Here is a 22051-nt window from a genome sequence, read left to right as displayed (position 1 = left end):
GGCACGCTCCAACTCCCCGTCGCGCGCGGCCCGCGCGGCCGCGCCCCCCCCCCCCCGCGCCGGTTGTCCCCCCCCCCACCCCGGGGGGGGGGGCCCCCGGCCGGGTCGGGTCAGTACACCGACAGGTGTACGTGGTTGGTGTGGTCGCTGGACGGGTCGCCACCCGCCCCGCTGTACGACTTCCACCCGCTGCTGGGCAGCCAGATCTGCCGGTACCAGATCACGTACAGCACGGCGAGCCGGTCGGCGTTGCGGATGAAGTACGCGGCCAGGTTGTTGCCGTACGTCTTGTCGCCGCCGGTGGCGTCCCCGCCGAAGCCGTTCGTCTGCGCGGCGAAGTCGCAGGCCCGGCCCTTCGGGTGTTCACCGGAGCCGCCGGAACGGTGGCAGGACACGTACCGGGTGAAGCCGGCGGCCTTGGCCTGGTTGAGCGCGTGCAGGGTGCGCGGGGTGATGCAGCCGGTGGCCGGGGTGGGGTCGTTGACGCTGCACGACTCGGACGGCCAGGAGCCGTCGGAGTTGCGCGGCGCGGCCTGGGCGTTGGCGGCGGAGGTGCCCCGGTTGGAGCCGCTGTCGGCCGTGGTCTGGGGCTTGGTGGTGGCCACTTTCAGGGCCCGTTCGGCCTGGTCCTTGCGCTTGGCCATCACGGTGACCTGCTTGCGCTGTTCGCGGATCTCGCCGTCCAGGGCCACCCGGGTGCGGTTGGCCTCGTCCTTGGTGGCGAGCAGTTCGCGCAGCACCCGGTCCTCGTTGGCGGCGACCGCGTCCAGCGCGGCGGCCCGGTCCATGAAGCCCTCCGGGGTGTTGCTGTTGAGCAACGCCGACATCGTGCCGAGCCGGCCGGTGCGGTAGGCCATCCCGGCGATCTCGCCGACCTTGCCGCTGCGTTCGGTCAGCTCGGTCTCGGTGGTCTTCAGTTGGGTGGTGAGCTGCTGCTGCCGCTGGACGGAGGTGTCCAGGGCGCGCTTCGCGTCCAGGTAGCCCTTGCTGGCCGCCTCCAGTTGGGCCCGCAGCGCCGGGGTGCCACCCTCCTCGTCGCCGTCGGGTGCCGCGGCGGCCCGCAGGGCGGTCTGGGGAGCGGCCGAGGCGGCGCCGGCCGGGAGTGCGACGCCGAGGGCGAGCATCGCGACGATCAGGGCCGCCAGTCGGGCGGCGGGCGGTCGTGCTGGTGCCACTACGCATGTCCTTCCGTCAGCCGCCGACCGGGTTAGCTGACGGGTTCGGGACGGAAGATCCCTACCGCTGACGCGGATGCACCCCAGGAACATGGTTCCCCGGTTCGCCCGCTCGGGCGATTAGGCGGCGGCCGCCACCGGCGCCGTTAGGGCGCCGCCGGGTGGAGGCCGGGACCGAGCCTACCGGGGCCGGTGGGACTGATGCAGCCGATGTGACGGACGGTGCGTGCGTCGTCACGGCAAATTCGGGCGAAGTTGAGGAAAGCTCCAGAAAAAGGCGTTACCACCGGGTCGAACCGCAGGCCCCGGGGGCGGCGCCGGGCTCGATCTGCAACGTCGCGTGCTCGATCCGGAAGTCTTCGTGCAGGGCGGTACGCGCCGCGGTGAGCACCGCGCCGACCTCCGCGTCGGGCGCCATCGTCAGGTGTGCGGAGGCCACCTCCATGCCCGAGGTGAGCGTCCAGACGTGCAGGTCGTGCACCTCGACCACGCCGGGCACCGCGGCCAGCCGGTCGTGTACGGCGGTCACCTGGAGGTGTTCCGGGGCGGCCTGCACCAGGATGCGGACCGCGGCCCGCCCCAGCCGCCAGGTGCGCGGCAGGATGAACACGCCGATGGCGACCGCGACGAGCGGGTCGGCCCACCACCAGTCCGTGACCTGGATGAGCAGCGCCGCGCCGATCACGCCGAGCGAGCCGAGCAGGTCGCCGAGCACCTCCAGGTAGGCGCCCTGGAGGTTGATGCTCTCCCGGGCACCTGAGCGGAGCAGGGCGAAGGCGGCCAGGTTGGCGAGCAGGCCGAGCGTGGCCACCGCGAGCATCGGGCCGGCCAGCACCTCGTGCGGGTCGCCGAACCGGCCGATCGCCTCGATCACCACGTAGACCGCCACGCCGGAGAGCAGGACGGCGTTGGCCAGTGCGGCGAGCACCTCGAGCCGGTAGAGCCCGAAGGTGCGCTGCGGGTCGCCCGTGGTCCGCTGGGTGGCGGTGATCGCGGCGAGCGCCATCCCGATGCCGAGCACGTCGGTGAACATGTGCCCGGCGTCGGAGAGCAGGGCCAGTGAGCCGGTGTGGAAGGCGGCCACCGCTTCGACCACCATCAGGGCGGCGAGCAGCCCGAACGCCGTCCAGAGTCGGCCCCGGTGCTGGTGCGCGGCGTTGGCGACCGACGCATGGTGGTGGTCATGACCTGCGCCCACGAAACCACCCTCCGCCGTCGGTCTGGATTTGGTCAAATGTATGCGCACATCGCTATGTATGCAAGTGTAAGGCCGGCGGCCGCCCGGTGAGGGCTACCGCCGCAGGTCAGCCGATCGGGTCGATGGTGGTGAGCCGCTGAGTGGCCCGGGAGAGCGCGACGTAGAGGGTGCGCACACCAGCGCCCGGATCCGCCCGGATCTCACTCGGGGCGACCAGCACCACCCCGTCGTACTCCATGCCCTTGGCCTCCAGGCTGGTCACCACCTGCAGCCGCGGCGCGCCGAGCGCGCCGAGCCAACCGGCGACCTCGTCGCGGCGGGGGACCGGCGTGATCACCCCGACCGTGCCCTCGACCTCGGCCAGCAGGCCGGTGGCCGCCTCCACGATCGCGGTCTCCAGCGCGGTGGGGGGCACCACCAGCTCGACCGGATCGACCCCGGTGGAGCGGACGGCTGTCGGCAGCAGCAGGTCGGGGTAGAGCCGGCGGATCTCCGCCGCCGCCACCGCGAAGATCTCCGACGAGTTGCGGTAGTTGGTGGTCAGCGTGAAATCGTGCCGCTTGCGCCGGCCCAACGCGTGGTCCCGGGCCCGGTCGAGCTCCTCCGGGTCGCCGGTCCACGCGGTCTGCGCCGGATCGCCCACCACGGTCCAGGAGGCCAACCGGCCGCGCCGGCCGATCATGCGCCACTGCATCGGCGAGACATCCTGTGCCTCGTCCACCACCACGTGCGCGTACTCCCGATAGTCCGCCGGACGCTCCCGGGCCGACGCCCGGGCGGCCCGCTGCCGGTCGGCGAAGGTGCTCAGCTCGCGAACCCCGCCAGCGAGCTGGAACGGGTCGCGCCGCGCCCGGGCCGGCTGCGCCGGCTTGCCGAGCAACGCGTCCAACTCGTCCAGCAGCGCCACGTCGGCGATGGTCAGCCCGGCGTCGTCCAGGCTCTGGTACGCGGCGCTGAGCAGCCGGATCTCCGCCGTGGAGAGGATCCCGCCGGCGTACCGGTGCAGCCGGTCCGGCCGGGCCAGCCAGCCGAGTACGTGCCGGGGGTGCAGCCGCGGCCACCACGCCTTGAGGAACTCCCGGAACTCCGGCCGCTCGGCGATCTCCGCCTCGAACGCCGGCTGCTCCGGCAGCCGGAGGTTCATCCGCCGGGCCTGCGCCCAGAGCGCGGCGAAGACCCCGTCGAAACCGGCCCGGCGTACCTCGTTGCGCCGGGCGCCCCGGTGCAGCACGCGGTCCCGGATCCCGTCCAGCTCGGCCCGGTCCAGCCGCAGCAGTCCGCCCCGGTAGAGCAGCCGCAGCTCGCCCGGACCACCCGGCACCGCGTCCCGGACCGCCCGCTCCAGCACCCGGCGCATCCGCAACGAGCCCTTCACCGAGGCCACCTCGGGCGGGTCGGTGCGGGTGGCGGTCATCCCCGGGAAGAGGGTGCCCAGCGAGTGCAGGGTCGCGGTGTCCTCACCGAGCGAGGGCAGCACCGAGGCGATGTACTCGACGAAGACCGAGGACGGGCCGACCACCAGGATGCCGCCGCCGGCGTACCGGCTGCGGTCGGAGTAGAGCAGGTACGCGGCCCGGTGCAGGGCCACCGCCGTCTTGCCGGTGCCCGGGCCGCCGGCGACGATCGTCACCCCGGAACCGGGCGACCGGATCGCCTCGTCCTGCTCCTGCTGGATGGTCGCCACGATGTCGCGCATGCCCCGGCCGGTGGCCCGGGACAGGGTGGCCAGCAGCGCGCCGTCGCCCACCACCGTCATCCCCTCCGGGGCGGCGGTCGGGTCCAGCAGGTCGTCCTCGATCCGGGTGACCCGCTCGTTGCGGGACTGGATCGTGCGGCGGCGCACCACGCCCTGCGGCTGGGCCGGGGTGGCCTGGTAGAAGGCGGCGGCGGCCGGCGCCCGCCAGTCGACGACCAGTGTGGTGGCGTCCTCGTCGCGGATGCCGAGCCGCCCGACGTGCAGCACCTGTCGGTCCCGCAGGTCCAGCCGGCCGAAGACCAGCCCCTCGTGTTCGGCGTCCAGGGTGTGCCGCCGTTGCGCGGCGTGGAAGACCATCGCGTCGCGCTCGACCAGCGCGCCGAACGTGCCCACCCGGGCCATCCGGTAGCCGTCCCGCTCGGCGCGGACCGCCGATCGCCGTAACTCGGCCAGTCGGGCGTACACCCGGTCGAGGTGCCGTTGCTCGACGGCGATCTCCTGCTCCAGGGTGGTCTGGTCGGTCAACGCACGCTCCTTCGATGTCGCCGGCAAGCGGCGCGAACCGCGCGGGCCAACCGCAGAAGGGTACGGCCCCGGGCCAGGCCCGCCGCGCCCGAGGTGCGGGAACGTGGTCAGGCACCCGCCCCGATGACGCTCGCGCCACTCGCGGGTGGCGACGGCTCGGCGAGCACCTGGCGCAGGACGCCGGTCAGCGCGGCGTTCACCTCGTCCGGACGTTCCATCATCAGCATGTGCCCGGCACCCGGGCAGACGGTCAAATCGGTGGCCGGCAGGACCTCGGCGATCGACTCGGCGCACGGCGGTGGGGTCAGCCGGTCCCGGTCGCCGACCAGGGCGGCCGCCGGCAGGTGGGCGAGCGCGGCGAGGGTGTCCAGCCGGTGCTGGGTGCCGATCGAGGCGCGGAACCCGCCGATCGAGCGCAGCGAGGCGCGGGCCACCGCCGAGGTCACCAACCGGATGTCGGCCGGCTCGCAGCGGTCGCCGAAGAGCATCCACCGGATGCTCGGTTGCAGAGCGCGCAGCAGCGCCCGGGGCGGTCGCCACGAGCCGCACCGGGCCAGCACTCCGGCGCCGGTCGTCTCGGCCAGCCGGATCAGCCGGGCGATCCGCGGCGAGAGCCCGTAGACGGTGTGCGTGTGCCCCTCGGCGGTGGTCGAGACGAAGACCAGGCCGGCGGTGCGGGCCGCGAAGTGTGCGGGGTGGCGGTGCGCGTACTCCATGATCGTCATGCCGCCCATCGAATGCCCGACCAGGACGACCCGCCCGACCGGCGCCACCGCGTCGATCACCGCGGCCAGGTCGTCGCCGAGCTGGGCCAGGGTGGCCGTGGGCAGCGCCATGCAGCTGGACCGGCCGTGCCCCCGCGCGTCATAGGTGATCACCCGCACCGCGCCGCCGGCCGGCTCGGTGAGCGCGTCGACCTGCCGGTGCCAGCTGCGCCCGTCCAGTGTCCAACCGTGCAGCAGAATGGCGGTGACCTGGGCATCCGCCGGCCCCGTCGCCTCGACGTGGAGCCGCACCTCATCAGGCAGACCGACCTCGAACCGCTCCGGCATCGCCACCTCCCCAGGGCCGTCCGGTACCACGAGCACCGGGATACCCGGCGGTAACACCGGCTACCCGCCATCGCACCACGTCAATCGCGTCCGTGTGAACATTCCCGACCGCGCCCGTGGCCGCCCGGCTCGGGCCAAGCTGGACGGCATGGGGTCGTCGGGGGCAACGCCCGGCCCGCCGCTGGGCGGACCTTCCGCACAGGGGCGACAGGCCGGTGGTACGCCCCGCGCCGCGCTGGCCGAGCTGCTCGCCGGTAATCGGCGGTTCGTCAGCGGCCAGCCGGTGCACGGTCACGACGTGACAGCCGCCGCGGCTGCCGCATCCGGCGACCAGCAGCCGTACGCCGTGGTGCTCGGCTGCATCGACTCGCGGGTGCCACTGGAGGCGATCTTCGACCAGACCTTCGGTGCGATCTGCGTGATCCGCACCGGCGGGCACGTGCTCGACCGCGCGGTGTGCGGCTCGATCGAGTACGTGGTCGGCCAGCTCGGCGTACCGCTGGTGATGGTGCTCGGCCACGAACGGTGCGGCGCGGTGGAGGCCGCGGTGGACGCGCTGCGCAGCGGGGTGCGTCCCGGTGGCTCACTCGCGCACCTGGTGGACGAGATCGCCCCGGCGGTGACCGAGGCGGGGCTGAACGATCCGGCGGTGCATCCGCTGGCGATCCGCCGGCACGTCCGGCGCACGGTGCGGACCCTGCGCGCCGACGACCTGCTGGTGGGGCCGGTCGCCGCCGGCCAGGTCGCCGTGGTCGGCGGGCTCTACGACCTGGCCACCGGTGAGGTCGCCCTGCTGGACCCGGCCTGAACCCCGGTCACTCCGGCGGGGCCGGACGCGAAACCGCCCGCCGGGAACTCCCGGCGGGCGGTTTCCGATGATGCGGTGGGGGAGGGCTCAGCCCTCGAAGACGCCGGCCGCGACCAGGCGCTTCTCGGTCGCCTCCCAGCCGTCACCCGGGTGGGTCTCGGCCAGGTTGTTGATCTCCGCCCGGATCTTGGCGGCGTGGCCGGCGGCGGCCAGCACACGGATCTCCTCGACGAAAGCGTCGGAGTCGGTGCGCAGGTGCGCGGTCTTGCCGTTGGTCAGGTTCCGCACGTAGGCGTGCTTGCCGCCGTTGAGCGGGATGAGGTACTTGAACTCGCCCAGCACGCTGAGGGCGCCACCCTGGCCAGCCTGGCCGGCCCGGACGGACGCGCGCGCGGTCTTAGAGGTGTTGCTCGCCACGGAGGTACTCCTTGCAAGACGTACGGGAGGACTGGACGTCCGGGGGCTGTGTGCGGGGCGACACTGGGTCGGCCCGCGAAGGTGAAACGCGGCAGAAGCCGCCGATGGAACTGTACATGACCACGACATCATGCTGGTCGTCGCGGTGTCCTGAGGGGTAACGGAGACCACCCGTCCGGCTATTCCGACCGGCGATTTTTCCGATTCCCTGGCGCAACATCCGTCACACGAGTCATCATGTGTTGCAGCAACCACCTGGGTGGACGAGGTCGTAGGGGAAGACGCACCTCGCTCTCCGGGAGGTCACCGTGCCAACGCGTGGCGTCGTATACGTCCACTCGACCCCGCTCGCCGTGTGCTCGCACGTCGAGTGGGCGATCGCGCGCGTCCTAGCCGCGCCGGTCAACCTGCAGTGGACGGCTCAGCCCGTCGACCCCGGCGTACGCCGGGCCGAATGCGGGTGGACCGGTCGTCCGGGGACGGGCGCCGAGCTGGCTGCTGCCCTTCGGCAGTGGCCCATGATCCGTTTCGAGGTGACCGAGGAACCGAGTCCCGGCGCCGACGGCGAGCGCTTCATGTACGTGCCGGCACGCGGCCTGTTCCGGGCCACCGTCGGTGCGGCCGGCGACATCCAGCTCGGCGAGGACCGGCTACGGGCACTGATGACCGGCGCCCGCGCCCCGGAGGCGCTGGCGCACGCCCTCGACAAGGCGCTCGGCACCGCGTGGGACGCTGACCTGGAGCCCTACCGGTACGCCGGCGACGGCGCCCCGGTGACCTTGCTCACCCGGGTCGGCTGACCCGGCAGCCACCGACCCGGCCACCTGCCCGCACGTCGTCGGGGCGGTGACGCGGGGCGGCTGGCCAGTAAGGTCAAGTTGCCCCGATAAGGGTGAACTGGTGGGATGGGCGACGTGTCGATTCGCCCGCGCCGCGCAAGCGTCGCCGTCGCCGCCCTGACCGCCCTTCTCGTCTCCGGCTGCTCGGGTTCGCCGGACCGCCCCGCCCCGACGCCCGGCTCGGGCGGTACGTCCGCCGGCCCGAGCGCTCCCGGCGCGACACCGGCCGGTGACCCGGCCGACCCGGCCGTGCGGGCCGCCGCGCTGGTCGCCACGCTTCCCGACGAGGATCTGGTCGGCCAGGTGCTGATGCCGTACGCCTACGGCGACTCGGCGACGAAGGTCTCACCCGGCTCGGCGGCCGGCAACCGGGCGCTGGCCGGGGTCGACACCCCAGCCGAGATGATCGCCAAGTACCGGCTGGGCGGGCTGATCCTGGTCGGGTTCAGCGCCGACGACCCGACCAAGGGCAACCAGGAGACCAGCAACGTCGACAACCCGAAGCAGGTGCACGAGCTGACCGGCGGGCTGCGCGCCGCCGCCGGCCGGCTCGCCGCCGGCCCGGCGCCCTTCCTGATCGGCACCGACCAGGAGTACGGCGTTGTCACCCGGGTCACCGACGGGGTCACCGTGCTGCCCAGCGCCCTCGCGGCCGGGGCGGCCGGCAACCCGGCGCTCACCGAGGCCGCCTGGCGGGCCGCCGGCACCGAGCTGGCCGCCATGGGGATCAACGTCGACTTCGCTCCGGTGGCCGACGTGCTGGCCACCCGCAGCGCGGTGATCGGCTCCCGGTCGTACGGCGCGGACCCGAAGCAGGCCGCCGCACAGGTCGGGGGCGCGGTCCGTGGCCTGCAGGCGGCCGGGGTCGCGGCCACCTTGAAGCACTTCCCGGGACACGGCCACAGCGCCGACGACTCGCACCAGGACCTGCCGGTGCTCAGCCAGTCCGCAGCGGCGCTGCAGAGCGGCGCGTGGCCGCCGTTCACCGCCGGGATCGACGCCGGGGCGATGGCGGTGATGTCCGGCCACCTGGACGCGCGGGCCATCGACCCGGGCACCCCGGCGACCTTCTCGCACAAGCTGCTCACCGACGTGCTGCGTGGTCAGCTCGGTTTCAAGGGTGTGGTGATCACCGACGGCATGAACATGCCGCCGGCGAAGCGCTGGGCACCCGGCGAGGCCGCCGTCCGGGCGCTGAACGCCGGCAACGACCTGATCCTGATGACCCCGAACGTCGGTCAGGCGTACGACGGGCTGCTCGCCGCGCTGCGCGGCGGGTCGCTGGCCCGCCCCCGGCTGGTCGAGGCGGTCACCCGGGTGCTGACCATGAAGTTCCGGCTGGCGGCGCTCCCGCCCGCGCAGATGTCCACGCTCAACGCCCCGGCGCACCGCGCGGCGGCGGACGCGCTGGCCGCTGGCGCCGTCACCGTGCTGAAGGGCGCCTGCGGTGGCGCGGTGCGCGGACCGGTCACCGTCACCTCGTCCGGCGGCCGGGACGGCACCCGGGCCGCGCTCACCGCCGCGCTGACCGCCGCCGGGGTGCCGGTCAAGCCCAGCGGCGGCACGGTGGTGCACCTGGTCGGCTACGGCGACGGCACCGGCGACCTGCGCGCCGACGCCGCGGTCACCGTGGCCATGGACACCCCGTACGTCCTGGCCACGGCGGCGTCGCCGACGCTGCTGGCCACGTACTCCTCCAGCCGGGCGTCGATGACAGCGCTGGCCGCCGTGCTGGCCGGCAAGGCCCGCCCCGGCGGCCGGTCCCCGGTGGCCGTACCCGGGCTGCCCGCCACCACCTGCGCGGCCTGACCGATCGCGCCGGTTGCGCCGGCCGCCGGCAGCACCTGGGCGGCACCGCCCGTCCGGGTCAACGGCCGTCCCCGGCCACCGGCCGGTCGATGGCGGCGTCACCGGTGGGCGGGCGTGGCGGCGCGGTGTCCGTGCCCGTCCGGCGTGGCGCCGGTGGGGTGAGCAACCGCAACGGCGTCCCACCGACCGTGCCCGGCGACATCGGCGGCGGATCGTCGCTCGGCACCGTCCGTGCCAGCAGCGCCGCCAACCCGGCCCGGGTGGCAACGACCAGCAGCCGGTCGGTGCGCACCAGTGGCCGCCGCTGCGGCAGGGTCCAGATGGTCTGCCCCACCCGGCCAGTTCGCATGGCGATCACCCGGGCCTCGCGCGGACGGCTGATCTGCGGGCAGAACGTGCCCTCCACATCCGAGCCGGCCCCGACCGGCAGTTCGGCGACCAGCAGGACGCGCCGCCCCACCGAGATCGTGTCGATCACCTCACGGCCCATCATGGCCGCCGCGAACGCTGGTGCGGCCAGGTAGGAGACACTCCGTGAGTGGTTGATCCCGAAGGCGCGCTGCACCCGCTGCGCGAACCCCTCGTCGAACAGCCGCAGCACCACCCGCAGTGGAGCCGCCGTCTCGCCCGCCGCCGCGCGGTGCAGCGAGCGCCCGAGGAGCGCGGTCTCCAGGTTGGTCACATCGTCGGCGCAGAGCACCACCAGCGCCCGGCAGGTCGACACGGACGCCGCCCGCAACGTCTCCGGGCTGGACGCGTCGCCGATCAGGACCGGAATTCCCAGCTCCCGGGCCACCGCCACGCCGCGGGCCGTCGTCGCCCGGTCCACCGCCACCACGGTCAGGCCGAACGAGTGCAACTCCTGCACCACCCGGGTGCCGACGTTGCCCAGCCCGACCACGATCACGTGGTCGTCGAGCGGGTCGGTGAGCCGACCGGCCGCAACCGCCAGCCGGGCCCGCACCACCGAATCGACCACCAGCGCGGTCACCGTGGGGACCAGCGCCACGCCGGTGACCACCAGCAGCAGGGCGGTGATCTTCTCCACCGGTGATCCGGCCGGGTCCGCGTCCGCGCTGCCCAGGGCGGTCAGCAGCGTCAGGTAGCCGGCCTGCACCGGGTCCAGGTCCCGGGCCTGCCCGAGCAGCACGCTGCCAACGGCGAGCACCGCGGCTGTCGCGCCCAGCGCCAGGCGCAGGCGCCGGCCGAGCACCAACCGGGCGGTCCGCAGCAGCCGGCGGCGCGGTGGGGCCGGCGCCGACCGCCGGCGGCCGTACGCCCGCACCAGCACCAGGTCGGCTGCTTCCTCGTCGGCGGGGAGGGTGACCGGCTCGGGGCCGCTGGTGTCGGCCAGCGCGCAGACCACGTCCGCCGTGGCAGGGTCGAGCGCGGCGCGGCTGGCTGTTCGCAGCAGCTCGTCGTCGGGCAACCGCAGGTAGGTCGGCGTGTCATCGCCGAGCGTCGCGGCCACGAACGCCGGAGCGGCGATCTCCGACCCGGACAGCACCGCGCAGTCACCGAGCATGGTCGCCACGCCCTCGCCGAGCACCGGGTTGAACAGCCGCACGACGATCCGCACATCCGGATCGAACTCCCGGACGATCAGCGCGGCATCCACGTTGGCCACGTCGTCCGCGCTCACCAGCGCGACCGCGGCGGCCCCGCACACGCCCACCCGCTGCAGCACCTCGCTGGTCAGCCGGCGGGCCACCACCACCTCGGGGCGTAGGTCCGCGGCGGCCTCGGCGGCGAACTCGGCGATGTCCGGGGCGTGGTTGTCGGTCAGCGACGGCAACACCACGGTCACCGCCACGCCGTACCGGTCGACCAGTTCGTTGACCAGCCGGCGGGCCAGTGCGTTGTCCCCGCAGACCACGAACCGCCGACCGGAATCCAGATCGACGCCGTCCGCGCTCTCGTCGGGCACGCCCGCATGGTAGCCGTCGGCAACCAGTCCGCCGGGTCCCTGCGGTGGGCGGGAGTCGGGAAACCGGTCGCGCCGACCACCCGGGTCTGGCACGGTCGCGGCCATGAGTCAGGCGCAGGACTTCGAATGGGTGGAACGGGCCGACGGCACGGTGGTGATCACGCACCACGGGCGGGTGGCCACCACGCTGCGCGGCGGCCGGGCGGCGGAGTTCCTCGCCGAGGTGGACGACGACCCGCAGCTGGTGATGGCCCGCTGGACCGGCAACTACCGCCGGGGCAACGAGCGCACCGCCAAACAGCACCCCCGCAACCGGGCCTGAACGTCAGAAAGGGCCCCTTCACAAGAAGGGGCCCTTTCGCACACCGCTACAGCGGGATGTTGCCGTGCGCACCGCGGGCGGCCGGAGCGGCGGCCAGCGCCTCGGCGATCCGCCGGCGGGTCTCCGCCGGCTTGATCACGTCGTCCACCACGCCGATCTCCAGCGCCCGGTTGACCCCGCCCGCCGTGCGGGTCTGCTCCTCGATCAGCTGCGCGCGCAGCGTCTCCCGCTCCTCCGCCTGAGCGGCCGCCAGCTTCTTGCGGTACAGGATGTTGACCGCCGCGCTGGCACCCATCACCGCGACCTCCGCGTTCGGCCAGGCGAAGACCGCGGTGGCACCCAGCGAGCGGGAGTTCATCGCGATGTACGCGCCGCCGTACGCCTTGCGGGTCACCAGGGTCACCCGCGGCACCACCGCCTCGGCGAACGCGTGCAGCAACTTCGCACCGCGCCGCACCACGCCGTCCCACTCCTGGCCGAGGCCGGGAAGGTAGCCGGGCACGTCGACCAGCACGATCAGCGGCACGCCCAGCGAATCGCACATCCGCACGAACCGGGCCGCCTTCTCCGCGCTGGACGCGTCCAGGCAACCACCCAAACGCAGCGGGTTGTTGGCGATCACGCCGACCGTCCGGCCGCCGAAACGGCCCAGCGTCGTCACCACGTTCGGCGCCCACTTGGCGTGCAACTCCACACCCGGGGCGTCGAGCAGCGCCTTGACCACCGGCTTGACGTCGTACGCCCGGTTGGTCTCGGCCGGCATCTTGGCCGCCAGGTCGTGCCCGTCGGCGTCGGTGGCCGGCACGTCGTCGGGGGAGAGCCGGCCCTGGTGGCCGAGCAGCGCGGCGAGCTTGCGCGACTCGGTCATCGCCGCCTCGTCGTCGGCGCAGGTCACGTGCACCACCCCGGAGCGCCGGCCGTGCGGCTCGGGGCCACCCAGGCGCTCCATGTCGACCTGCTCGCCGGTGACGCTACGGACCACCTCGGGCCCGGTCACGAAGATCCGCCCGGCGCCGCTCATCACCACGATGTCGGTCAGCGCCGGCCCGTACGCCGCACCACCCGCCGCCGGCCCGAGCACCACGGAGATCTGCGGCACCCGGCCCGACGCGCGGACCATTGCCGCGAAGACCTGCCCCACCGCGTCGAGCGCGACCACGCCCTCGGCCAGCCGCGCACCACCGGAGTGCCAGAGGCCCAGCACCGGCACCCGCTCCCGGACGGCGGTGTCGATCGCGTCGACGACGTGCCGGCACCCGTCGGTGCCCATCGCGCCGCCCATCCGGGTGGCGTCGGTGGCGTACGCGATGGCCGGCGTGCCCTCGATCTCGCCGCGCGCCCAGAGCACCCCGGAACTGTCCCGGGGTGCCAGCAGGCGCAGCGAGCCGGCGTCGAACAGGGCCCGGAGCCGGACCTCGGGATCCCGGTAGTCCACGGTGGATGTGTCCGCACCGACGGCGGTGGTGGTCACGTCAGCCTCCAAGGCTGTGGGTTTCAGGCCCGCGTGAAGACGAGAGCCACGTTGTGGCCGCCGAAGCCGAACGCGTTGTTCAACGCGGCGGGGATCTCCATGTGGCGCGCCTTCTGGGCGGCCACCTCCAGGGTGAGGCCGTCCTCCGGGTCGTCGAGGTTGATCGTCGGAGGAACGACACCGTCGCGGATGGCGAGGATCGTGGCTATCGACTCCAGCGCGCCGGCCGCACCGAGCAGGTGACCGGTCATCGACTTGGTCGCGGCAAGCACCGGGTGATCGCCGAGCGCCTTGTGCAGCGCGCCGATCTCCAGCATGTCGCCGACCGGGGTCGAGGTGGCGTGCGCGTTGACGTGCACGATGTCCCGCTTGGCCACGTCCGCGTCCGCGATCGCCTTCGCGATGGCCCGGACGGCGCCCTCGCCCTCGGCGTGCGGCTGCACGATGTCGTACGCGTCGGAGGTGATCCCCGCGCCGGCGAGGCGCGCGTACACCCGGGCGCCCCGGGCGGCGGCGTGCTCGGCCCGCTCCAGCACCACGATGCCGGCGCCCTCGCCGAGGACGAAGCCATCGCGGCCCTTGTCCCAAGGGCGGGAGGCCCGCTCCGGGTCGTCGTTGCGGGTCGACATGGCCCGCATCGAGCTGAACCCGGCGATCGGCAGCGGGTGGATGACCGCCTCGGTGCCGCCGGCCACCACCACGTCGGCCCGGCCGGCGCGGATGATGTCCAGGCCGAGCGCGATGGCCTCGGCGCCGGTGGCGCAGGCGCTGGCCACCGAGTGCACGCCGGCCTTGGCGCCCAGTTCCAGCCCGACCCAGGCGGCCGGACCGTTCGGCATCAGCATCGGGATGGTGTGCGGGGAGACCCGCCGCGGCCCGGATGCCTCCAGGATGTCGTCCTGGGCGAGCAGGGTGGTGGCGCCGCCGATGCCGGAACCGACGCTGACGGCCAGCCGCTCCCCGTCGAGGCCGGAGTCGGCCAGGCCGGCGTCCGCCCAGGCCTGCTGCGCGGCGATGATGGCGATCGCCTCCGAGCGGTCCAGCCGGCGCAGCCGGACCCGGTCCAGCACCTCGGACGGATCCACGGCCAGCTGGGCGGCGATCCGGACCGGCAGTTGCGCGGCCCACTCCTGGGTGAGGGCACTCACCCCGGAGCGGCCGGCGAGCATTGCGTCCCAGGTCGACGCGACGTCCCCGCCGAGCGGGGTCGTCGCGCCGAGCCCGGTGACGACGACGTCAGGACGACTCATGATCAGGACTGCGCCTCGATGTAGCTGACGGCGTCTCCGACGGTCTTGAGGTTCTGCACCTCGTTGTCCGGGATCTTGACGCCGAACTTCTCCTCGGCCGCCACCACGACCTCCACCATGGAGAGCGAGTCGACATCGAGGTCGTCGGTGAAGGACTTCCCCTCGGCCACGTCGTCCGGGTTCACCCCGGCAACCTCTTCGAGGATCTCGGCGAGGCCGGTGGTGATCTCGTCACGGGTCATTGCGGTTGGTTCCTTTCATCGGGGGTTCTCCGGCGGCTGGCGTCGCCAGCCGCCACTCCTCGGCGCGTACGCGCCGGAGGGGGTCTTCAGGGGCAGCGGATGACCTGACCGGCGTAGGTCAGGCCACCGCCGAAGCCGAACAGCAGCACCGGTGCGCCCGAGGGCACCTCCCGCCGCTCGACCAGCTTGGACAGGGCCAGCGGCACGCTCGCCGCCGAGGTGTTGCCGGACTCGACGATGTCCTTCGCGATGATCGCGTTGGGAATGTTGAGCCGCTTGGCGATGCCGTCGATGATCCGGCCGTTGGCCTGGTGCGGCACGAACGCGGCCAGCTCCGACGGGTCGACCCCGGCCCGCTCGCACGCCTGCAGGGCCAGCGGCGCCAGCGCGGTGGTGGCCCAGCGGAACACGGCCTGCCCCTCCTGCTGGATGTACGGCCGCCAGCCCTCGATGCGGACCGCGTCGCTCTTCTCCGGCACCGAACCCCAGATCACCGGACCGATCCCGGCCGGCTCGTCGTCGGCGGTCGCGGTGACCACCGCCGCGCCGGCGCCGTCAGCGAAGATGATGCAGGTGGAGCGGTCGGTCCAGTCGGTGAAGTCGGAGAGCTTCTCGGCGCCGATGACGATCGCGTTGCGCGATGCCCCGGCCCGGATGGCGTGGTCGACGGTGCCCAGCGCGTAGCCGAAGCCCGAGCAGGCGGTGTTGACGTCGTACGCGCCCGGCGCGGTGATGCCCAGCTTGGCGGCGACCCGGCAGGCCACGTTGGGGCTGCGGTCGACCGAGGAGCAGGTGGCGACCACGACGAGGTCGATGTCGGCGGCGGTCAGGCCGGAGTTGGCCAGCGCCTTGCCGGCGGCGGCGGTGGCCATGTCGGCCACCGTCTCACTGTCGGCGATCCGCCGGGTGACGATGCCGACCCGGTCCCGGATCCACTCGTCGTTGGTGTCCACGAGTTGGGCGATCTCGTCGTTGGTCACCACCCGGGAGGGCTGGTAGTGCCCCATCGAGACGATGCGACTGCCAGTCATGAGTGTCCTCCGATGCGGGCGAGCGGTTGGCCCGGCGCGACCGGGTCGTCGTGGTGGGCGAGCCATTCGGTGAGGATGCCGCCCTGGTGCGCGGCCACCTCGACCGGCCCTTGGCGGGTGCCGACGTGCCCGATGACCTGGCCGACGCGGATCGTCTCGCCCTCGGTCAGGTCATCGGCCGGGGCGAAGGTGCCGGCGGACGGTGCCACCACCACGCGGAACTGCATGGTGGGCTCGTGGCTGGGCGCCATGCCGTGCCGGGCGATCAGGTCGCGCGCGGCCGGCAGGTCGTCCGGGGTGTTCAGGGTGACGATCTCCGGGGCGCCGTCGCCCTTCAGCTCTCGCTTGACCAGCCCGGCGAGCGTGCCGGCCGGGGGCAGCTCGATCACGCCGGTCACCCCGAGGTCGGCCAGCGTGCGCATGCACAGATCCCAGCGCACCGGGGCGGTGACCTGGCGGACCAGGCGCTGCACCATGTCCCGGCCGTGGTTGACGGCAGCGCCGTCAAGGTTCGACAGCAGGATCCGGGCCGGGTCGGCCGGGGTGATCCCGGCGGCGACGGCGGCCAGCGCGGTCTCGGCCGGGGCCATGTACGGGGTGTGGAACGCGCCGGCCACCTGAAGCCGGATGATCCGGGTCTTCGCTGGCGGATCGGCGGCGAGCTTGTCCAGCCCGTCCAGCGCACCGGCGGCGACGATCTGCCCGGCGCCGTTGCGGTTGGCCGGGTGCAGCCCGTGTGCGGCGATCGCGGCGAGCACCTCGTCCGGGTCGCCGCCGAGGACGGCCGCCATCCCGGTCGGTTCGAGCGCGCACGCGGCAGCCATCTCTCGGCCGCGCACGCCGGCGAGGGTGATCGCGGCCTCGGCCGGCAGCACTCCGGCCAGCGCGGCGGCGCCCAGCTCGCCGACGCTGTGCCCGGCGGTGAGCGTCACGTCGTACAGCGGGAGGTGCTCGGCGGCGAGGAGGGCCGCGGCGACCAGCAGTGGCTGGGTGCGGGCGGTGTCCTTGATCTCGTCGGCGTCGGCGGCGGTGCCGAGGTGCAGCAGGTCGACCCCGGCCAACGCTGACCACCAGCGCAGGCGCGCCTCGGTGCCGGTCAGGTCGAGCCAGGGGGTCAGGAAGCCGGGTTTCTGAGAACCCTGGCCGGGACTAAGTACGGCGAGCACGCCTATGACTCTCCCGGATACGCGTGGGTAACGCTGTGCCGGCCCCGACCAAACCGCACTAGGACCTTTGGAGGGTTCCTACAAAGATCGGCGGTGGTCGTCGCCGGTTTGGGCGGATTTCCGGACGGCCGGGGTCAATGTCTGGGTCGGGACGGGCGAGGTTACCGAGACCACCGGATCCAGCCGGCCGACGGTCAGCGCCACCTGGAGGGTGAACGCGTCCCGGGGAGTCAGCGGCGAGAAGCTGGTCACGTCGGCGATCCGGCGCAGCCGGTACCGCACCGTGTTCGGGTGCACGAACAGCGCACGGGCGGCGCTCTCCAACGTGCCACCGGCAGCCAGGAACGCGTCCAGGGTCTCCAGCAGCTCGCCGCCGGCGCGCACCAGCGTCGCGTACACGTCGTGCCGCAACCGGCGGCGGGCCTCAGCGTCGCCGGCGAGCGCCCGCTCCGGCAACAGCTCCGCGGCCAGCACGGGCCGGGGAGCGGTCGGCCACGCCGGCGCCGCCCGGAAGCCGGACAGCGCGGCCCGCGCCGATTCCGTGGCCTCGTCCAAACTGGGTACGGCCGGACCGACCACCACGGGGCCGTCGCCGAACGCGCTCAGCAGCTTGCCGGTGGCGGCCAGCGGGTCCGCCGCGCCGCCCAGCACGATCACCAGCCGGTCGCCGTGCACCCCGCCGATCACCTCCACGCCGATCCGGCGGGCCAGCCGGTAGACCACGTGCAGCACGGCGGAGACATCGCCACCGGGGGAGCGGCCCACCGCCACCGCGACCGGCGGCGCGTCCGCCCAACCCAGTGCGGCGGCCCGGCTGGCCAGCACGTCGGGCGAGTCACCGCGCAGCAGCGCGTCGACCAGCAGCGCCTGCAACCGGGCGTCCCACGCGCCGCGTGACTCGGCCGCCCGCGCGTACACCCGGGCCGCGGCGAACGCGATCTCCCGGGAGAAGCGCAGCACCGCCTCGCGCAGTTGGTGCTCCTCGCCCTCGGCGGCCAGGTGTGACACCTGCTCCTCGACCACGTCGATGGTCACCTTGATCAGCGCCACGGTCTGCTGAAGGGTGATCGACCGGGCCAGCGCCTGCGGGGCGGCGGCGAAGACCTCGTCGGAGACCTCCTGGGTGCTGTCCGCCGTGCCGCCGCCCTCGCGCAGCCACTGCACCAGCGACTGAGCGCCGGCCTGGGCCACCAGCATCACCCAGGAGCGCTGGTCGGCCGGCAGGGCGCGGAACCAGGGCAGCGTCTCGTCCATGCGGGCGACGCTGGCAGTGGCCAGCGACCCCGCTGCCCGCTCGATCCGGCGCAGCGTGGCCGTCAGCTCCCCACCCCCCGGCGTACTCCCCACACCACCAGCCTGGCACGTCCTGACCTGGATCTTCACGCCGGGCTGGCTGGTCCGGGCTCAGGATGGCGGGGCAGGGGCGGGCAGGCCCAGCTCCTGGGCCAGGATCGCGGCCTGCACCCGGCTGCGCAGGTCCAGCTTCGCCAGGATCCGGCTCACGTGTGTCTTGGTGGTGCTCTCCGCCATCACGAGCCGGTCGGCGATCTGCTGGTTCGACAGGCCCAGGCCGAGGCAGGCCAGCACGTCGCGTTCGCGCGGGGTGAGCGTTTCCAGCGCCGCCCGGGTGGCCGCCGACGCGCCCGGCGCGGTGGCCGCGAAGGCCGCGATCAACCGGCGGGTCACCGCGGGGGCGATGAACCCGTCACCGCGCGCCACCGTCCGCACCGCCGCGACGAGCCCCGGGGCGTCGGTGTCCTTGAGCAGGAAACCGGCCGCGCCAGCGCGCAGCGCGCCGAAGACGTACTCGTCCAGGTCGAAGGTGGTGAGCACCAGCACGTCGGCGAGCTCTTCGGCCACGATCGCCCGGGTGGCGGAGATCCCGTCCCGGAGCGGCATCTGGATGTCGAGCACCGCCACGTCGGGGCGCAGCTCCCGGCACAGCCGGACCGCCTCGTCGCCGTCGCCCGCCTCGCCGACCACCTCGACGCCCGGCGAGCCGGCCAGGATCAGCCTCAGCCCGGCCCGTACCGCCGGCTGGTCGTCGGCCAGCACCACCCGTACCGATGGCTCCGCAGCGCCGACGCCAGCCGGTTCCCGGGCCGACGCGGTCATCCGTCCTCCCGGGTGGGCAGCGCCGCCCGGACCTGCCAGCGGCCGTCGTGCGGTCCGGCGCTGAACCGGCCCGCCAGCAGCGTGGCGCGCTCCCGCATGCCGATCAGCCCGGCACCGGCGCCGGGCAGCCCGGCCCCGCCCCGGCGGACCGGGTTCTCCACCGTCAGCACCACCTCCGCCGGCCGGTACGCGATGGTCAGCTCCGCCTCGCCCGCGCCGTGCTTGAGCGCGTTGGTCAGCGACTCCTGCACGATCCGGTACGCCGCGAGATCCACCCCCACCGGCAGCGGGCCCGGCGTGCCGTCGGTGCGGACCCGCACCGCGAGGCCGGCGGCCCGGATCCGCTCGACCAGCCGGTCCGCCTCGGCGAGCCGCGCGGTGACCGCCTCCGGCAGCGCGCCGCCGTCGGCCCCCGGCGCCCGGCCGCCGCCGGCCCCCGGCGCCCGGCCGCCGCCGGAGCCCGGCTCCCGCAGCAGCTCGATCATCTGCCGCATCTCCGCCAGGCCCTGCACGCTGCTCTCCCGGATCACCCGCAACGCCGACTCGACCTGGCCGCGGTCCAGCCCCTTCACCGACAGCACGGCGGTGGCGTGGATGGCAACCGCGCTGAGGTGGTTGGCGACCAGGTCGTGCAGCTCCCGGGCCATCCGGGCCCGCTCGGCGCTGACCGCCTGCCAGCGGTCCAGCTCGACCAGGCGGGCGGTCTGCTCGGCCCGGGCCCGCTCGGCGGCGGCCTGGTCGCGGTACTGCCGCACGCTGACCCCGGTCAGCACCGGCAGCAGGCCGGCGAGCACCACCGGCACCCCGACGGCGACCCCACGCCACTGGTCGAAGATGAGCACGCCGACCACCGCGCCGACCAGACTCAGCCCGATGGTCACCCGCAGCAGCCACCGCCACAGCCGGGGCGGGCCGTACACGCAGGCGTCGTAGAGCACCTGGGTGTAGATCAGGATCGTCCCCAGCGAGCCGCCGAGCGCGGTGTCCGCGACCAGCGCCCCGGTGCCGACGGCCAGGCTGGTGCGCGGGGCGACGCGGCGCAGGCCCACGGCCACGCACATCGCCAGCAGCGGCGGCAGGTACAGCGCGGGCGGCACCTCCGGGTGCGGACGGATCTGCGGTTGCCAACCGAGGGCCCACAGCACCAGGCCGCCGGCCAGCGACGCGCCGGCCAGGGTGAGGTCCCGGCCGCGGGTGCCGGAGCCGAGCCACGGTGGCGGTCGCATGCCCCCGATCCCACCACAGCCGCCGACCGTCGGACTCCGCCCCCGGGACGACCTGGCCGGCCCCGGCATGCGCCGAAAGGGGTACGCCCACCACGCGCCGATCCGGCCAGAATGATCATCATGACTCCTGCAGAGACCACAGCCGCACTCGCCCGAGAGATCGACAGCACCTGCCGGCTGACCGGACAGTTCGTGCTCCGCTCCGGGCGGACCGCCGACGAGTACTTCGACAAGTACCGGTTCGAGGCGGATCCCCGCCTGCTGGACCGGGTGGCTGCCCACCTCGCGCACCTGGTCCCGACCGGCACCGAGGTGCTGGCTGGACTGGAGCTGGGCGGGATCCCGGTGGTGACCGCGCTCGGCCGGCACACCGGGCTGCCCTGCGCCTTCGTCCGGAAGACCGCCAAGCCGTACGGCACGGCCCGGCTGGCCGAGGGGGCGGAGCTGGCCGGCCGACGGGTGCTGGTGGTCGAGGACGTGGTCACCTCCGGTGGGCAGGTGGTCAGCTCCACCGGGCAGCTGCGCGAGCTGGGCGCCCGGGTCGATCACGCGCTCTGCGTGATCGACCGCGCGGAGGGTGGCGCTGCCCTGCTGGCCGAGCAGGGCGTGGCGCTGCGGGCACTGTTCACCCGCGCCGACCTGGAGGCCCACCGGACCCGTTGACCCGCTCCGGCGGTGCCGCCCGCACCGACCGTCAACGGCGGCGGGTCCACCGAAGGACGGACCCGGATCTCCTCTTCCACGTCGAGGCTCGGACCCCGCCGAGCGGCGACGCTGGGTGACGGAACGGGGAGGTCGACGTGTTGGTCGCGGTGATCATCGGATGTGAGATCGGGTTCTGGGTGGTGCTCGCCGCCGGGCTGGTGGCCCGCTACCCGCTGCGCAGGCCACGGCTGGGCGCGGCGCTGCTGGTCTGCGTACCCCTGGTGGACCTGGCGTTGCTCGCGGCGACGGTGATCGACCTGCGCCGCGGCGCGACCGCCGGCTTCAGTCATGGTCTTGCCGCCGCCTACCTGGGCTTCTCGGTGGCCTTCGGCCATTCGATGGTGCGTTGGGCGGACCAACGCTTCGCCCACCGGTTCGCCGGCGGTCCGCCGCCGGTCCGGCCGCCCCGCCACGGCTGGGCGCGCACCCGTTACGAGTGGCGTGAGTGGGCCAAGGCTCTGCTCGGCTGGGTCATCGCCTGCGGTCTGCTCGGCGCCGCGATCCTCTGGGTGAACGACGCGGAAAGGACCCGCGAACTGGTGGGCTGGATTCAGAGGCTCACCGTCGCCATCGTGATCTGGCTGGTCGCCTTCCCGGTCTGGGAGACCCTGTTCCCGCGCCGCCCGAAGCGCTGACCCCGGGGTACGCCGTGCACGACCCGTCGGTCCCGGCCAGTACGGTGTCAGGGCACGTCGGGGGAGCACCCGGGGGTGAGTGCGAGCGTGAGGAGACCGGGGATGGCGCATGGGGAGGCCGATCACGGCTGCGCCCAGGGCGAGCCCTGCCGGCCGGGGCACGACCCGCAGTCGGCTGCCAAGCACCGTCGGCCGGTCGGTGGCGTGCCGCCCCATCCGGCGGAGCCGCTCGCCGCTCGGCCCGACGAGGAGACCTCGCTCCCGCGCCAGCGGTCCGGCGAGCCGGCGGCCCTCGGCGAGCCGGAGCCCGACATCGCCGCTGGTTGCCTCAGCGACCTACCCGGCTGGGCGGGCGCGCACCGGCACGGCCCGGTCCGGCCACGGCAGCGGGCCACCCGCCGGGAGCGCCCGCCGCGCCGTTGGTGCTGACCACCCGGCCGTG

Annotated in this window: 21 protein-coding genes and 1 riboswitch; of the genes, 7 read left to right on the top strand and 14 right to left on the bottom strand. The window is 74.0% G+C overall.

The features are described from left to right. Nucleotides 1-110: 110 nt before the first annotated feature. The 4 genes from ABZV00_RS32725 to ABZV00_RS32710 form a co-directional block, all read right to left on the bottom strand. Nucleotides 111-1124, bottom strand: a complete 1014-nt coding sequence (locus ABZV00_RS32725) for a hypothetical protein (RefSeq protein WP_355613401.1) — start codon at nucleotides 1122-1124, stop codon at nucleotides 111-113. A gap of 56 nt (nucleotides 1125-1180) precedes the next feature. Then, nucleotides 1181-1312: riboswitch (cyclic di-AMP (ydaO/yuaA leader) on the bottom strand. 143 nt (nucleotides 1313-1455) lie between these two features. Then, complete coding sequence (locus ABZV00_RS32720) at nucleotides 1456-2373, bottom strand: cation diffusion facilitator family transporter (RefSeq protein ID WP_355613397.1); 918 nt, start codon at nucleotides 2371-2373, stop codon at nucleotides 1456-1458. 106 nt (nucleotides 2374-2479) lie between these two features. After that, complete coding sequence (locus tag ABZV00_RS32715; protein ID WP_355613395.1) at nucleotides 2480-4594, bottom strand: AAA family ATPase; 2115 nt, start codon at nucleotides 4592-4594, stop codon at nucleotides 2480-2482. 107 nt (nucleotides 4595-4701) lie between these two features. Continuing rightward, nucleotides 4702-5646: an alpha/beta hydrolase gene (locus tag ABZV00_RS32710; RefSeq protein ID WP_355613393.1), complete on the bottom strand. Its 945-nt coding sequence runs from the start codon at nucleotides 5644-5646 to the stop codon at nucleotides 4702-4704. 94 nt (nucleotides 5647-5740) lie between these two features. On the opposite strand from ABZV00_RS32710, the gene ABZV00_RS32705 reads away from it, so the two are divergent. After that, nucleotides 5741-6454, top strand: a complete 714-nt coding sequence (locus tag ABZV00_RS32705) for a carbonic anhydrase (RefSeq protein WP_355613391.1) — start codon at nucleotides 5741-5743, stop codon at nucleotides 6452-6454. Between the two features lie 87 nt (nucleotides 6455-6541). Here ABZV00_RS32705 and ABZV00_RS32700 read toward each other — a convergent pair whose 3' ends face one another. Then, entirely contained in the window at nucleotides 6542-6871 is a 330-nt protein-coding gene (locus ABZV00_RS32700; RefSeq protein WP_328419085.1) for a hypothetical protein, read from the bottom strand. 308 nt (nucleotides 6872-7179) lie between these two features. Here ABZV00_RS32700 and ABZV00_RS32695 point away from each other — a divergent pair, with 308 nt between their 5' ends. Further along, nucleotides 7180-7671, top strand: a complete 492-nt coding sequence (locus ABZV00_RS32695) for a DUF3145 domain-containing protein (protein ID WP_328419084.1) — start codon at nucleotides 7180-7182, stop codon at nucleotides 7669-7671. A gap of 105 nt (nucleotides 7672-7776) precedes the next feature. Continuing rightward, complete coding sequence (locus ABZV00_RS32690; RefSeq protein WP_355613388.1) at nucleotides 7777-9519, top strand: glycoside hydrolase family 3 N-terminal domain-containing protein; 1743 nt, start codon at nucleotides 7777-7779, stop codon at nucleotides 9517-9519. 58 nt (nucleotides 9520-9577) lie between these two features. Here the strand turns inward: ABZV00_RS32690 and ABZV00_RS32685 are convergent, their stop codons facing one another. Continuing rightward, nucleotides 9578-11446 (bottom strand): NAD-binding protein, encoded by a 1869-nt coding sequence (locus tag ABZV00_RS32685; protein WP_355613386.1) that lies wholly within the window; start codon nucleotides 11444-11446, stop codon nucleotides 9578-9580. 103 nt (nucleotides 11447-11549) lie between these two features. Here ABZV00_RS32685 and ABZV00_RS32680 point away from each other — a divergent pair, with 103 nt between their 5' ends. Next, entirely contained in the window at nucleotides 11550-11768 is a 219-nt protein-coding gene (locus ABZV00_RS32680) for a hypothetical protein (RefSeq protein ID WP_355613384.1), read from the top strand. Nucleotides 11769-11814: 46 nt separating this feature from the next. On the opposite strand, the gene ABZV00_RS32675 is transcribed toward ABZV00_RS32680, so the two are convergent. The 8 genes from ABZV00_RS32675 to ABZV00_RS32640 all read right to left on the bottom strand — a co-directional run bounded on the left by ABZV00_RS32675 (nucleotide 11815) and on the right by ABZV00_RS32640 (nucleotide 20269). After that, a complete protein-coding gene (locus ABZV00_RS32675; RefSeq protein WP_355613382.1) occupies nucleotides 11815-13239 on the bottom strand; it encodes a carboxyl transferase domain-containing protein in 1425 nt (474 codons plus the stop codon). A gap of 23 nt (nucleotides 13240-13262) precedes the next feature. Beyond that, on the bottom strand, nucleotides 13263-14489 hold the full coding sequence (gene fabF / locus ABZV00_RS32670; protein WP_355613380.1) for a beta-ketoacyl-ACP synthase II: 1227 nt from the start codon (nucleotides 14487-14489) through the stop codon (nucleotides 13263-13265). A 2-nt stretch (nucleotides 14490-14491) separates the two neighbouring features. After that, the gene (locus tag ABZV00_RS32665; RefSeq protein ID WP_053653162.1) at nucleotides 14492-14731 is read right to left on the bottom strand and encodes an acyl carrier protein; all 240 of its coding nucleotides are present in this window, start codon (nucleotides 14729-14731) and stop codon (nucleotides 14492-14494) included. 86 nt (nucleotides 14732-14817) lie between these two features. Next, nucleotides 14818-15762 (bottom strand): beta-ketoacyl-ACP synthase III, encoded by a 945-nt coding sequence (locus ABZV00_RS32660; RefSeq protein WP_355613379.1) that lies wholly within the window; start codon nucleotides 15760-15762, stop codon nucleotides 14818-14820. Continuing rightward, complete coding sequence (locus tag ABZV00_RS32655; protein WP_355613377.1) at nucleotides 15759-16928, bottom strand: acyltransferase domain-containing protein; 1170 nt, start codon at nucleotides 16926-16928, stop codon at nucleotides 15759-15761. The genes ABZV00_RS32660 and ABZV00_RS32655 overlap by 4 nt, the downstream gene beginning before the upstream one ends. Before the next feature lie 78 nt (nucleotides 16929-17006). Further along, nucleotides 17007-18275 (bottom strand): helix-turn-helix domain-containing protein, encoded by a 1269-nt coding sequence (locus tag ABZV00_RS32650; protein ID WP_355613375.1) that lies wholly within the window; start codon nucleotides 18273-18275, stop codon nucleotides 17007-17009. 57 nt (nucleotides 18276-18332) lie between these two features. Further along, the gene (locus tag ABZV00_RS32645) at nucleotides 18333-19043 is read right to left on the bottom strand and encodes a response regulator transcription factor (protein WP_355613373.1); all 711 of its coding nucleotides are present in this window, start codon (nucleotides 19041-19043) and stop codon (nucleotides 18333-18335) included. Then, nucleotides 19040-20269 carry a histidine kinase gene (locus ABZV00_RS32640; protein WP_355613371.1) on the bottom strand — a complete coding sequence of 410 codons (1230 nt, stop codon included), beginning with the start codon at nucleotides 20267-20269 and terminating at the stop codon, nucleotides 19040-19042. The genes ABZV00_RS32645 and ABZV00_RS32640 overlap by 4 nt, the downstream gene beginning before the upstream one ends. A gap of 120 nt (nucleotides 20270-20389) precedes the next feature. On the opposite strand from ABZV00_RS32640, the gene pyrE reads away from it, so the two are divergent. From pyrE to ABZV00_RS32625, 3 genes are all read left to right on the top strand, one after another. Then, complete coding sequence (gene pyrE, locus ABZV00_RS32635; protein ID WP_355613369.1) at nucleotides 20390-20932, top strand: orotate phosphoribosyltransferase; 543 nt, start codon at nucleotides 20390-20392, stop codon at nucleotides 20930-20932. A 137-nt stretch (nucleotides 20933-21069) separates the two neighbouring features. Continuing rightward, a complete protein-coding gene (locus ABZV00_RS32630; protein ID WP_355613367.1) occupies nucleotides 21070-21609 on the top strand; it encodes a hypothetical protein in 540 nt (179 codons plus the stop codon). Nucleotides 21610-21711: 102 nt separating this feature from the next. Continuing rightward, on the top strand, nucleotides 21712-22038 hold the full coding sequence (locus ABZV00_RS32625; protein ID WP_355613366.1) for a hypothetical protein: 327 nt from the start codon (nucleotides 21712-21714) through the stop codon (nucleotides 22036-22038). Nucleotides 22039-22051 lie beyond the last annotated feature (13 nt).

It is taken from the genome of Micromonospora sp. NPDC005173 (assembly GCF_040608515.1).
In the GTDB taxonomy this organism is placed as follows: domain Bacteria; phylum Actinomycetota; class Actinomycetes; order Mycobacteriales; family Micromonosporaceae; genus Micromonospora.
This window is presented reverse-complemented; position numbering and strand designations above follow the sequence as displayed.